Here is a 12,139-nt window from a genome sequence, read left to right as displayed (position 1 = left end):
TTGTGCGAGGTACCGACGTTCACACGACTCTGGATGGAGATGGTTCGACCATGACCAGCACCGCACTCGAGGTCCGGCTCGCGTCCCGCCCGACCGGCTGGCCGACCGAGGACACCTTCGAGATCGCCGAGGTGGAGATCCCGACGCCGGGCGAGGGGCAGGTCCTGGTGCGCAACGTGTTCATGAGCGTCGACCCGTACATGCGCGGCCGGATGAACGACGTGAAGTCGTACGTGCCCCCGTTCCAGGTCGGCGCCCCCCTCGACGGCGGTGCGGTGGGCGAGGTCGTGGCCTCGAACGCCGAGGGCTTCGCGGTCGGTGACCACGTCCTGCACGGCCTGGGCTGGCGCGAGTACGCCGTCGTCGCCGGCACGCACGCCGTGAAGGTCGACCCGTCCGTCGCTCCCCTGTCGGCTTACCTGGGCGTGCTCGGCATGCCAGGGCTGACCGCCTACGCGGGCCTGCTGACCACCGCGGAGTTCAAGGAGGGCGACGCGGTCTTCGTCTCCGGCGCCGCGGGTGCCGTGGGCCAGCTCGTGGGCCAGATCGCCCGTCTGAAGGGCGCCTCCCGCGTCATCGGCTCGGCCGGCTCCCCCGAGAAGGTCGAGTACCTCGTCGAGGAGCTCGGCTTCGACGCCGCGTTCAACTACAAGGACGGCCCGGTCGCACCGCAGCTCGCGACCGCCGCACCCGACGGCATCGACGTGTACTTCGACAACGTCGGCGGCGAGCACCTGGAAGCCGCGATCGGCGCGCTGAACCTCAACGGGCGCATCACGATGTGCGGTGCGATCTCGCAGTACAACGAGGCCGGGACGCCCACCGGCCCGCGCAACCTGATCCAGGTCCTGGCGAAGCGGCTGACGCTGCGCGGCATGCTCGTGGGTGACCACAAGGCGTTGCAGCCGCAGTTCGTGGCCGAGGTCGGGGCGTGGATCGCGTCCGGGGAGCTGAAGTACAGCGAGACCGTCGTCGAGGGCGGCGTCCGGCAGGCCCCGGCGGCCTTCCTGGGCATGCTGCGCGGCGACAACACCGGAAAGATGCTCGTGAAGTTCTGATTTCGAGTGCACGCGGGGCGCTTTCGTACTCTTCTGGAGCACGAAAGCGCCCCGCGTGCGTTCACAGCGGCAGCAGTTTGCCGGGGTTGAGGATGCCGGTCGGGTCGAGGCGGGTCTTCACGGCGCGCAGCACGCCGACGCCGATGGCGCCGATCTCGTGCTCCAGCCACGGCCGGTGGTCCCGTCCGACCGCGTGGTGGTGCGTGATGGTCCCGAGCCGGGAGATCGCCTCGGACGCCGCCACCTTCGCCCGCGCCCACTGCCCCACCGGGTCGGCGAGGTCGCGCGGCACCAGCACCGTGAAGTACAGCGAGGCACCCGTCTCGTACGCGTGGGAGATGTGGCACATGACCACCGCGTCCCCCAGCTCGCCCAGCAGGGCCTCCCGGACCGCGTCCCGCAGCTGCGAGACCCGCGACCAGTGCGTGGCGGTCTCCAGCGTCTCCACGGCCACACCGGCGTCGAGCAGTGCGTCGCGTTGGCGCGGCCCGTTGTACCGGCCGTGCAGCCAGGACGCCCCCATGGCGCGGCCGAGGCGCACGACGCGGTGGCCGCTCAACGAGCTCATGGTCGCCGACCGCGAACGGCACTCCCAGCCCAGGATGACCAGGCACGGGTTGCGGACTCCCCGTAGGCGCAGATAGCGCGTCACCACGGAGGCCTTGCTACCGGCCAACGCCAGCGCGACCTCCGTTTCGTGCTCATCGGACAGACGAGTGATGTCGGCCAGAGCGCCGTTCTGGGCCAGCGTGCGCACGAGCTCGACGCCCGCCTCCCAGCCGTCGACCACGAAGCCCTCGTAACGCGGGCCGTTCGGCTTGGGGCGCACCCGCACCGACACCTCGGTGATCACGCCGAACTGGCCCTCCGAGCCGATGACCAGCTGTTTCAGGTCCGGGCCTGCGGCGGAGGCCGGTGCGGTGCCGACGACCCACTCACCGGCGGGGGTGGCGATGCGGACCGACTCGACCATGTCCTCGAAGCGGCCGTAGCCCGAGGAGGCCTGGCCGGCGGAGCGGGTGGCCGCGAAACCGCCGATCGTGGCCCGTTCGAACGACTGCGGGAAGTGGCCGAGGGTGAAGCCGTGCTCGCCGAGCAGGCGTTCGGCCTCCGGGCCGGTGACGCCCGCCTGGAGCACGGCCACGCGGGAGACCGGGTCGACCGACACCAGGGAGCCGAGTCCGGCCAGGTCCAGGGCGACGACCGCGTCCTTGGGACCGCGCAGGGCCTCGACACCGCCGACGACCGAGGTGCCGCCGCCGAACGGGACCACGGCCACGTCGTGCTCCACGCAGACGCGCAGGACCTCGGAGACCTCCTCGGGAGAGGCGGGGACGACCACGGCGTCGGGCACGGGCAGGTCGCCGTGGCCGCGGTGGCGCAGCAGGTCGAGGTACGAGAGGCCGCCGGCGTGTCCGAGGCGGTCGGCGGGCAGGACGCTGATCGTGCACACGGCTTCCAGGGCCGTGAACGCGTCCTCGGAGAGCGCGGACGGCGGCGCCTGCACCGGGGCGGGCGTGAAGGGGTCGCCGAGGCCCACGCGGGCGCTCAGCCAGGCCAGCGCGTGCGGCGGCAGCGGTGTGGTCTCGGTGGTCCAGCGGGCCCTAGTCACTGCTACAGTGTTACATATGACGTCTCAACGTCACACCGACGAGGACCTGCTGGACGCGACCCGCGAGTGCGTGCTGGAGGTGGGGGTGCGCCGCACGACCCTCACCGACGTCGCGAAACGGGCAGGCGTGAGCCGCATGACGCTGTACCGGCGGTACCCCGACGTGGACCACCTGGTGCGGGCGTTGATGACGCGCGAGTTCGCGGCGCTGCTGGAGCGGACGCAGGGGCGCGGCAACGCCCGTGAGCAGCTGGTCAGCCGGGCCGTGGACGCGATCCGGCTGCTGGGCGCGAACCCGCTGATGCAGCGGGTGCTCCAGCTCGACGCCGAGCTGATGCTGCCGTACCTGGTCGAGCGGCTGGGCAGCACGCAGCGGCTGGTCGAGGAGTTCCTGGTCGCGCAGATCGAGGCCGGGCACCTCGACGGGTCGATCCGGTTCGGCGACGCCAAGACGCAGGCCCGCGTGGTGCTGCTGACGACGCAGGGCATGGTGCTGTCGACGCGGCCGGCGACGTCGGGCCTCGACCCCGCCTCGCTGCTGGACGAGCTCGCCCGGCAGCTGGACGGGGCGCTGAAGCCGTGAACACGTCGCTGAACGCCGCCCGCCGCCAGGAGGACCTGGAGGCGGCGCAACGGGAGGTCGTCGACGTGCTCGTGGTCGGCGGCGGGGTCACGGGCGCGGGGGTCGCGCTCGACGCGGCCTCGCGCGGGCTGCGGACCGTGCTGCTGGAGGCGCACGACCTGGCGTTCGGGACGTCGCGGTGGTCGAGCAAGCTCGTGCACGGCGGGCTGCGGTACCTGGCGAACGGGGACGTGAAGCTCGCGCACGAGAGCGCGGTCGAGCGCGGCATCCTCATGACGCGCACGGCACCGCACCTCACCCGCACGTTGCCGATGCTGTTCCCGTTGCACGACAAGGCGAACAACCTCGTCCTGGCCGGGCTCAAGGCGGGCAACGCGCTGCGCATCGCCGCCGGCACGTCCGCGCGGGTCCTGCCGCGGCCGCGCCGGGTGGACCGGCACGAGGCGCTGGCGCTGGTCCCGGGGCTGAGCCCGCGCAACCTCCTCGGCGGCCTGCTCAGCTACGACGGCCAGCTGACCGACGACGCCCAGCTGGTCGTCGCGCTGGCCAGGACCGCGGCGGGGCACGGCGCGCGGATCATCACCCGTGCGAAGGTCACCGCGCTGGAGGGTGACGGTGCCGAGGCGGTGGACACGCTCACCGGCACCGCGTTCACGGTCAGGGCCAGGGCGGTGGTCAACGCCACCGGTGTCTGGGCCGGGACGCTCGCACCGGTGCGGCTCACGCCGTCGAGGGGCTCGCACCTGGTGGTCGACGCGAAGGGCGTCGGTCTCGCGGGGACGGCGGTCACGATCCCGGTCCCCGGTGAGCGCAACCGGTACGCGTTGCTGCTCCCCCAGCCGAACGGCCGCGCCTACCTGGGTCTCACCGATGAGCCGGTCGACGACGTCCCGGACGTGCCGGTCGTTCCCGAGTCCGATGTGGACTTCCTGCTGCGGACCGCTTCCCATGTGCTGCGGCGGGAGCTGACGAGGCAGGACGTGATCGGCAGCTACGCGGGGCTGCGGCCGCTGCTGGAGGCCGAGGGCCGCTCGGCCGACCTGTCGCGCAACCACACCGTCCTCACGGCACCGAACGGCGTGCTCACGATCGTCGGCGGCAAGCTCACCACCTACCGCAGGATGGCGGCGGACGCGGTGAACGCGACGGGCCTGACCCGGATGCCGTGCCGCACCAAGGACATCCGCCTGGTCGACGACCGGCCGCACCCGACCACGCCGATCGCTCCCGGCGTGACGGAGGCGGACGTGCTGCACGCCGTCCGACACGAGGGCGCGCTCACCGCCGACGACGTGCTCGACCGGCGCACCCGCATCGGCCTGGTGCCCGCGGACCGCGCCAGGGCGGAGCCGGAGATCGCGAAACTCCTCGCCACCGTGTGAAAAGGGCGTCTGCAAGTACTACCGACACGAAGTCGGTGGTACTCGCAGACGCCCTCAGCGCGAGGAACGCGGGTTATTCGCCGATGACGGGCTTCGCGGCCTTGGGCGGGTCGACCAGGGCGTCGCCCTCGATCCGCACCTTCCGCTTGTGCTCGTTGGAGCCGCCCTGCTGACCGGCGGCACCGGCCATCGGAGCGCCACCCATCATGCCGCCCGCGGCACCACCACCGCCGCCACCGCCACCACCGGCGGGAACAGCGCCACCGACGCCACCCGTGGCGGTCGGCATGACACCGGCCGCGCCACCGTGCTGCATCGCGGTCGCACCCGTGCCACCGCCACCGCCCGGGCCGCCACCGAAGGCACCGGCGGGGATGCCGCCGCCTCCGCCACCCATGCCCTTGGGGATGCCGCCGCCACCGCCGCCACCGCCCGCCGCGGACGTGGCCGAGTGCGCCGACGTGGACGATGCGGGCGACGCCGGGTGCTCGACGGCCGGCCGGTACCAGTCACCCGTGCTCGGGGTGCCGATCGACGGCGGCCTCGTCCCGGTGTTGCCACCGGCCGTGGTCGTCTGGTCGTACTCCCAGTGACCGGGGACCCAGCGGCCGGGACCCTGGCTGCCGGTGCCACCGGAGCCGCCACCGGGTCCCTGGGGGTAACCGGGGTAGCCGCCGGAGCCGCCACCCGGTCCCTGGGGGTAACCGGGGTAGCCGCCGGAGCCGCCACCGGGTCCGGGCACCCACTGACCGCCGGAACCGCCGGAACCACCGCCGGGACCGGGCACCCACTGACCGCCGCCCGATCCCTGGCCGGGCGGCGTGTACGGCGGGCGGACCACCGGGCCGCCGGTGCCGGACGTGCCGGTGTTGCCGCCGCCCGCGCCGACGGGGACGCCACCGGGGTTGTAGACCGGCTGGACCTGCGGACCGCCGCTGCCGCCACCGGGGCCGCCGCGGTAGCCGCCCTGGTCGTGCGAGTACTGGCCGTTCGCGCCGCCGGACACCCGGTCGAGGTGGCCCGCGTCGATGCCCAGGCCGCCGGAGGACGGGCGGGTCACGCCACCGCCGCCACCGCCGGCGCCCTTGTGCGCCATCGCGGAGATCGCGTTGATGACCTGCTCGGCCGTCTGGGCGATCTTCTGCACGCTCTGGACCAGCTTCATCAGCTTCTGCAGCGAACCGGAGAGCTTCTGCAGGAAGTCGGCCAGCTTCTTCGCGTACTTCACCGCGGTGGTCACGATGTCGGAGATCGCGCCCGCGATGGCCGCGCCGAAGGTGAGGAACGAGGCCGCGAGCCACTGGATGATCTTCATGACCATGTCGGACACGGCCTGGCTGATCATGTCCATGATCATCTTGCGGACGGTGCCGACCAGCTGGCCCGCGCCCTCGACGGCACCCGCGATGCCGTCGGCGGCCTTGGCCAGCGACTCCAGGCCGCCCGCGTGCTTCTGGGCGGCCGCGCGGTAGCCGTCGGCGGCCTTGCCCTCCCACTCGCGGGTCTGCTCGACGCAGATCTTCTTGTACTCGGCCGCGATGTCGTGGACCTGCTTGCCGGCCGACCGGAACGACCCGGCCATCTTGCCGATGGCCTCCGGGTTGCCGAGCAGGACGTCGAACGGCTCGCGCAGGAAGTCGACGTGCTGGATGGCCCAGCTGAAACCGGCGGAGAGGAAGCCGCTGAGCGGGTTCGACGCCATGCCGACGATGCCCATCGCGGTGTTGGCGATGCCGAGACCGCCCTGCACCCAGTCACCGCGCTCGATCGCGGAGTAGGTGCTCGAAATGGTGCTGATCAGCTGCTGCGGGTCGGTTCCCGCGGCCTGGGTGGCGGGCGCGTTCATCCTCGGCCCTTTCCGGTGAAGCCGAACATGTTGTCGAGGTCGACCTGCTCGTACTGCTCGATGGTCTCCTTGAGCCCGATGCCCATGTCCATCAGCGAGTTGGCGGCCTTGCCGAGACCGTCCTGCGACAGTCCGGCGGTCTTGAGGATGTGCGAGGCCAGGAAGCCCGCGAACACGCCGAACGCCTCGGTCGTGAGAGCACCCGGATCACACGTCTCGGTGGCCTTGCGCATCCGATCGGTCAGCCGTTCCACGCTCGCGGCGTGGCGTCTGAGCTCGTCGAGATCGAGATTGAACTGGCTCATGCCTTAACCCCCTCCTGCACTCAGGCCATGACGTCGGGCGGGTTCGTGAAGTACTCGTCGTCGGGCCGCGTGTCCTTGCGCTCCAACTCCGACTTCGGTTCGTCCTCGTCGGTTCCGTCGCCCTTGTATCCGTTCGGCATCTGTTGCTTCACGAAGTCCAGGGCCGGGCTCTCGCCGACGAAGTCGGTCATGATCTGCACCACCCGCCCGGACGCCTCACGCTGGGCCTTCGCCGAGGCGGTGAGGATCTCGGACGCGATCTGACCGGGGTCCATGCCGCGGGCTTCCGGCTTGATGCGGAGATCTGTCAACACGCCGGTGGCGTTGACGGTCACCGTGATCATCCCGTCCGGCGAGCTGGCGCTCCCGCCCACGCCTCCGAGCTGGTCGCGGGCCTGCTCGGCCTGCTGCTTGGCCTGCTCGATCTTCGCCCCGTACTGGGCGAGCCACTGGTCGGGCTCGATGGGCTGCATGGTCACCCCCGTTGAGTGAATCAGTCGTTCGTTCGATTCGCCGTAGACGCCCGTATCGTTTCACCCGTTCCCTGCTCATCGATACTTTGAGTCCGATTACCGCCATCCGGGCTAACGAAGGGGTGCACCGTGCCTGAGGGGGTGCTGGAGATCGACGCGGTCTCCAAGCGCTACGGAGAGGTCGTCGCCCTGCGGGACATGTCGTTCGACGTGCGTGCGGGCGAGCTCTTCGGGTTCGTCGGCAGCAACGGCGCCGGGAAGACCACGACCATGCGGATCGCGCTGGGCGTGCTCGCCGCCGACTCCGGCGAGGTGCGGTGGAACGGCAGAGCCGTCGACCTCGACACCCGGCGGCGGATCGGCTACATGCCGGAGGAACGCGGGCTCTACCCGCGGATGAAGGTCCTCGACCAGCTCGTCTACCTGGCCGAGCTGCACGGCCTGGGCACGAACGAGGCGCACCGCAACGCCGAGAACTGGATCGCCCGGCTCGGGCTGCGCGACCGGCGCACCGACGAGGTGCAGCGGCTCAGCCTCGGCAACCAGCAGCGCGTGCAGCTCGCCGCGGCCCTGGTGCACGACCCGGACGTCCTGGTGCTCGACGAGCCGTTCTCCGGGCTCGACCCGGTCGCGGTGGACGTGATGAGCGGTGTGCTGCGCGAGAAGGCCTCCGCCGGGGTGCCCGTGGTGTTCTCCAGCCACCAGCTCGACCTGGTGGAACGGCTGTGCGACCGGGTCGGCATCGTGAGCGAGGGTGCGATGGTCGCCGTCGGCACCGTGGACGAGCTGCGTTCGGGCGGGGTGCCGCGCCTGGTCGTCGAATCGCCGACGACCGACTGGGCTGCCACGCTGGACGGCGTGCGGGTGATCGAGGAGAACGGGACGCGCTGCGTGCTGGAGCTCGTGGACGGCACCGACGACCAGGCCGTGCTGCACGCGGCCCTGTCGGCCGGTCCGGTGCACGAGTTCTCCCGGCAGCGCCCGGCGCTGACCGAGCTCTTCCGCAACGTCGTGACCACCGGGGAGAGGACCGCATGACATCCGCCAGGGCGGTCGGACTGGTGGCGCGGCGCGAGTTCGTCACGAAGGTGCGCACGAGGTCGTTCCTCATCGGCACCGCGGTGATCATCGCGGTGCTCGCCGGGTACGTGGTGCTGCAGTCGGTGCTGTTCGACGACCACCAGCGCAGCGTCGTCGGGTTGTCCGGCCAGGCCACGCAGCTCGCGGAACCGCTGCGGGACAAGGCGATGTCGTTCGGCGTCGAGCTGGAGACGCGCGACGTCACCACCGACGCCAACGCCGAGCAGCTGGTCCGCGACGGCGCGCTCGACGCGCTGGTGACCGGTGCGCCACCGGAGCTGAAGATGATCGTCAAGGGCTCCGGCGACTCGGTGCTGACCACGGCGCTCAACGACGTGCTGCGCCAACAGGTCCTGGTCGCGCAGCTCGCGGAGGCGGGCATCACCCCGCAGCAGGTCGCGGAGAACCTCGCCAACGTGCGGGTGGGCGTGACAGCGCTGGAACCCGTTGACTCGCAACAAGGTCAGCGCCTCGCCATCGGGCTGGTAGTGGCCGCGCTGCTGTACTACTCGTTGCTGGTCTACGGAACCATGGTCGCGCAGGGCGTGGTCGAGGAGAAGTCGAGCCGGGTCGTGGAGATCCTGCTCGCGACCGTGCGGCCGTGGCAGTTGTTGCTGGGCAAGGTGATCGGTCTCGGCGCGGTCGGGTTGCTGCAGCTGCTGGTGATCTCCACGGTCGGGCTCGCGCTGTCGTCGGGGTTCGACGTGGTCGACGTCGGCGCGGTGGGCGTGACGGCGCTGGCGACCGGCGTGCTCTGGTACCTGCTCGGGTTCTTCCTGTACGCCACGGTGTTCGCGGCCGCCGCGTCGCTGGTGTCGCGGCAGGAGGAGCTGCAGTCGGTGCTGACGCCGATCAGCATGACGATCATCGTGGCGTTCGTGGCCGGCATCAACCTGATGATCGGCAGCCCGTCCGGGGTGACCGTGACGGTTCTGTCGCTGCTGCCGCCGTTCGCCCCGATCCTGATGCCGGGCCGGATGGCATTGGGCGTCGCCCCCGCCTGGCAGGTGGTGCTGGCCGTGGTGCTGGCGCTGGTGGCCATCGCGGTGATCACGTGGCTGGGCGGCAAGGTCTACGCGAACGCCGTGCTGCGGACCGGCGCTCGCGTCAAGCTCCGCGAGGCGTTCAGGACTTGATGGCCTGGTAGCGGTCGAGCGCGACCTGGCGTTCGACCGCGTGGTCGACGATCGGCGTGAGGTCCGCCGAGTCGGGCGCGTACCTGCGGACGTACGCGCCGTCCGGGTCGAACTTCTTGGCCTGCGTGATCGGGTTGAAGATCCGGAAGAACGGCGCCGCGTCCGTGCCGCAGCCGGCAACCCACTGCCAGTTGTGCTGGTTCGACGCGAGGTCGCCGTCGACGAGGTGCTCCATGAAGTGCCGCGCACCCCACCACCACGGCAGGTGCAGGTCCTTCACGAGGAAGCTGGCGACGATCATGCGCACCCGGTTGTGCATGAAGCCTTCCGCGAGCAGCTGGCGCATGCCGGCGTCGACGATCGGGTAGCCGGTGCGCCCCTGCTTCCAGGCCTCGAACAGCTCCCGGTCGTCGTCGTGCACCATCCGGTCGAACTTGCGGTCGAGGTTCTGCCGCGCGGTCTCCGGCTTGTGCCACAACACGTCCGCGTAGAACTCGCGCCACGCGAGCTCGCTGCGGTACGTGCCGTCGCAGTCCCGCAGGAGCGTGCGGGGGTGCAGCACGCCCCACCGCAGGAACGCCGACAGCCGGCTCGTGGCGTCGAGGTCGGGCCGGTCGCGGGTCTTGTCGTAGTCCGGCAGTCGTTCGTCGCGGAACTCCTCCCACAACCGCATGGCGTCCGGCAGCTTCTCGGTGGTCTTCGGGATCGCGGTGCTGTGCGGCGGTTCAAGCCAGTCCACAGTGGAGGCGCCGGTGTCGGCGGGCGCGCGCCAGCCGTGGTCGAGCCAGGCGTTGCGGAACGGCGTGAAGACCTTGAACGGCGTGCCGTCGCCCTTGAGCACCCGGCCGGGTGCGACGGCGTAGGGCGAGCCGGAGCGGACGAGCTCGACGTCGCCCAGCGCCTCCTCGACGGCCTCGTCGCGGCGCCGCCCGTACGGCCCGTAGTCCGCGGAGACGTGGACGCTGCCCGCGCCGATCTCCTGTGCGATGCGCGGGACCGTCTTCACCGGGTCGCCGTGCACGACCATCAGCCGGCCGCCCAGCTGGTCGTTCAGCGCGTGCAGGCAGCGGTGCAGGAACTCGATCCGCGGCTGCCCCGACGGCTTCAGCAACCGGTCGTCCAGGACGAACAACCCGAGCGCGCGGGGAGAACGCCCGGCGGCGGCGAGGAGGGCCGGGTGGTCGGCCGTCCGCAGGTCGCGGCGGAACCAGACGATCGAGGGGGAAGAGCTCACCAGCCGACGCTAAGGCGAACGGGGCGCGCCTGCATGACAGGCGCACCCCGCACGGGTGAAGCGGTGGGTGACTAGCGGTTCTCCATCGGGATGAAGTCGCGCTCGGTCGGCCCGGTGTAGATCTGCCGCGGGCGGCCGATCTTCGTGGCCGGGTCGTTGATCATCTCGCGCCAGTGCGCGATCCAGCCGGGGAGCCGGCCGAGCGCGAACAGCACGGTGAAGAACTTCGTCGGGAAGCCCATCGCCCGGTAGATCAGACCCGTGTAGAAGTCCACGTTCGGGTAGAGCTTGCGGGAGATGAAGTAGTCGTCCGCGAGAGCGGTCTCCTCCAGCTGCTTCGCGATGTCGAGCAGCTGGTCGTCGGCGCCGAGCTTGTTGAGGATCTCGTCGGCGGTCTTCTTGATGATCGCGGCGCGCGGGTCGTAGTTCTTGTAGACCCGGTGGCCGAAGCCCATCAGGCGGACGCCGTCCTCCTTGTTCTTGACCTTGTTGACGAACGACGCCACGTCGCCGCCGTCGGCCTTGATCTTCTCCAGCATCTCCAGCACCGCGCTGTTCGCGCCGCCGTGCAGCGGGCCGAAGAGGGCGTTGATGCCCGCGGAGATGGACGCGAAGAGGTTCGCCTCGGAGGAGCCGACCAGGCGCACGGTCGACGTGGAGCAGTTCTGCTCGTGGTCGGCGTGCAGGATGAACAGCAGGTCGAGCGCGCGGACCAGGTCCGGGTCGAGGTCGTAGGCCTCCGCCGGGAACCCGAAGGTCATCCGCAGGAAGTTCTCCACCAGGCCAAGCGAGTTGTCCGGGTAGAGGAACGGCTGGCCGACCGACTTCTTGTAGGCGTAGGCCGCGATCGTCGGGAGCTTCGCCAGCAGGCGGATCGTGGAGATCTCGACCTGGTTGGCGTCGAACGGCGACAGCGAGTCCTGGTAGAAGGTCGACAGGGCCGAGACCGCGGAGGACAGCACCGGCATCGGGTGCGCGTCACGCGGGAAGCCGTCGAAGAAGCGCTTGAGGTCCTCGTGCAGCAGCGTGTGGCGGCTGATCTTGGAGGTGAAGTCCTCGAGCTGCGCGGCGGTCGGAAGCTCGCCGTAGATCAGGAGGTAGGAGACCTCGGCGAAGTTCGAACGCTGGGCCAGCTGCTCGATCGGGTACCCGCGGTAACGCAGAATGCCCGCGTCACCGTCGATGTAGGTGATCTCGGAGGAGCAGGAGGCCGTGTTGACGAAACCGGTGTCCAGGGTCACCAGACCGGTCGTCGACAGCAGTTTGCCGAGTTCGATGCCGGACGCGCCTTCGGTCGCCGGCACCACCTTCATCTCGAGCTCTCCGCCCCCGTGGCGCAGCGCGACGGTCTGGGTGTCGTTCGGCGCAGTCGTCGCGTCGGGCATTCAAGTCCCTCTCAACGCTCGGACGGGGTGGCGGCAGCCCGCGCG

The 12,139-nt window shown here is 70.8% G+C and carries 11 protein-coding genes; 5 read left to right on the top strand and 6 right to left on the bottom strand.

Annotated elements, in window-relative coordinates:
- Positions 1 to 50 precede the first annotated feature (50 nt).
- On the top strand, positions 51 to 1,058 hold the full coding sequence (locus tag AB0A63_RS05550) for an NADP-dependent oxidoreductase (RefSeq protein WP_360385665.1): 1,008 nt from the start codon (positions 51 to 53) through the stop codon (positions 1,056 to 1,058).
- A 61-nt stretch (positions 1,059 to 1,119) separates the two neighbouring features.
- On the opposite strand, the gene AB0A63_RS05545 is transcribed toward AB0A63_RS05550, so the two are convergent.
- Positions 1,120 to 2,670 (bottom strand): FAD-binding oxidoreductase, encoded by a 1,551-nt coding sequence (locus tag AB0A63_RS05545; protein WP_360385663.1) that lies wholly within the window; start codon positions 2,668 to 2,670, stop codon positions 1,120 to 1,122.
- 16 nt (positions 2,671 to 2,686) lie between these two features.
- Here AB0A63_RS05545 and AB0A63_RS05540 point away from each other — a divergent pair, with 16 nt between their 5' ends.
- Positions 2,687 to 3,253: a TetR/AcrR family transcriptional regulator gene (locus tag AB0A63_RS05540; protein ID WP_360385661.1), complete on the top strand. Its 567-nt coding sequence runs from the start codon at positions 2,687 to 2,689 to the stop codon at positions 3,251 to 3,253.
- On the top strand, positions 3,250 to 4,635 hold the full coding sequence (locus AB0A63_RS05535) for a glycerol-3-phosphate dehydrogenase/oxidase (protein WP_360385659.1): 1,386 nt from the start codon (positions 3,250 to 3,252) through the stop codon (positions 4,633 to 4,635). The genes AB0A63_RS05540 and AB0A63_RS05535 overlap by 4 nt, the downstream gene beginning before the upstream one ends.
- A 73-nt stretch (positions 4,636 to 4,708) precedes the next feature.
- Here AB0A63_RS05535 and AB0A63_RS05530 read toward each other — a convergent pair whose 3' ends face one another.
- The 3 genes from AB0A63_RS05530 to AB0A63_RS05520 are packed head-to-tail and all read right to left on the bottom strand — an operon-like array spanning position 4,709 to position 7,259.
- A complete protein-coding gene (locus AB0A63_RS05530; protein WP_360385657.1) occupies positions 4,709 to 6,481 on the bottom strand; it encodes a hypothetical protein in 1,773 nt (590 codons plus the stop codon).
- Complete coding sequence (locus AB0A63_RS05525; RefSeq protein ID WP_360385655.1) at positions 6,478 to 6,786, bottom strand: hypothetical protein; 309 nt, start codon at positions 6,784 to 6,786, stop codon at positions 6,478 to 6,480. Before AB0A63_RS05525 ends, AB0A63_RS05530 begins: the two co-directional genes overlap by 4 nt.
- A 20-nt stretch (positions 6,787 to 6,806) precedes the next feature.
- On the bottom strand, positions 6,807 to 7,259 hold the full coding sequence (locus tag AB0A63_RS05520) for a YbaB/EbfC family nucleoid-associated protein (protein ID WP_360385653.1): 453 nt from the start codon (positions 7,257 to 7,259) through the stop codon (positions 6,807 to 6,809).
- Positions 7,260 to 7,388: 129 nt separating this feature from the next.
- On the opposite strand from AB0A63_RS05520, the gene AB0A63_RS05515 reads away from it, so the two are divergent.
- Entirely contained in the window at positions 7,389 to 8,297 is a 909-nt protein-coding gene (locus tag AB0A63_RS05515; RefSeq protein ID WP_360385651.1) for an ATP-binding cassette domain-containing protein, read from the top strand.
- Positions 8,294 to 9,475: an ABC transporter permease gene (locus AB0A63_RS05510; RefSeq protein ID WP_360385649.1), complete on the top strand. Its 1,182-nt coding sequence runs from the start codon at positions 8,294 to 8,296 to the stop codon at positions 9,473 to 9,475. Before AB0A63_RS05515 ends, AB0A63_RS05510 begins: the two co-directional genes overlap by 4 nt.
- On the opposite strand, the gene AB0A63_RS05505 is transcribed toward AB0A63_RS05510, so the two are convergent.
- Entirely contained in the window at positions 9,465 to 10,712 is a 1,248-nt protein-coding gene (locus AB0A63_RS05505) for a deoxyribodipyrimidine photo-lyase (protein ID WP_360386642.1), read from the bottom strand. The genes AB0A63_RS05510 and AB0A63_RS05505 overlap by 11 nt on opposite strands.
- A 68-nt stretch (positions 10,713 to 10,780) precedes the next feature.
- Positions 10,781 to 12,094, bottom strand: a complete 1,314-nt coding sequence (locus AB0A63_RS05500; RefSeq protein WP_360385647.1) for a citrate synthase — start codon at positions 12,092 to 12,094, stop codon at positions 10,781 to 10,783.
- Positions 12,095 to 12,139 lie beyond the last annotated feature (45 nt).

The sequence above is a fragment of the Lentzea sp. NPDC042327 genome, assembly GCF_040647275.1.
Classification (GTDB): domain Bacteria; phylum Actinomycetota; class Actinomycetes; order Mycobacteriales; family Pseudonocardiaceae; genus Lentzea.
This window is presented reverse-complemented; position numbering and strand designations above follow the sequence as displayed.

What these genes read in the sequence shown, in the direction of transcription:
- AB0A63_RS05540 (WP_360385661.1), top strand. Translation starts at nt 2,687, where the DNA reads ATGACGTCTCAACGTCACACCGACGAGGACCTGCTGGACGCGACCCGC.
- AB0A63_RS05525 (WP_360385655.1), bottom strand. Translation starts at nt 6,786, where the DNA reads ATGAGCCAGTTCAATCTCGATCTCGACGAGCTCAGACGCCACGCCGCG.
- AB0A63_RS05550 (WP_360385665.1), top strand. Translation starts at nt 51, where the DNA reads ATGACCAGCACCGCACTCGAGGTCCGGCTCGCGTCCCGCCCGACCGGC.
- AB0A63_RS05520 (WP_360385653.1), bottom strand. Translation starts at nt 7,259, where the DNA reads ATGCAGCCCATCGAGCCCGACCAGTGGCTCGCCCAGTACGGGGCGAAG.
- AB0A63_RS05510 (WP_360385649.1), top strand. Translation starts at nt 8,294, where the DNA reads ATGACATCCGCCAGGGCGGTCGGACTGGTGGCGCGGCGCGAGTTCGTC.
- AB0A63_RS05500 (WP_360385647.1), bottom strand. Translation starts at nt 12,094, where the DNA reads ATGCCCGACGCGACGACTGCGCCGAACGACACCCAGACCGTCGCGCTG.
- AB0A63_RS05530 (WP_360385657.1), bottom strand. Translation starts at nt 6,481, where the DNA reads ATGAACGCGCCCGCCACCCAGGCCGCGGGAACCGACCCGCAGCAGCTG.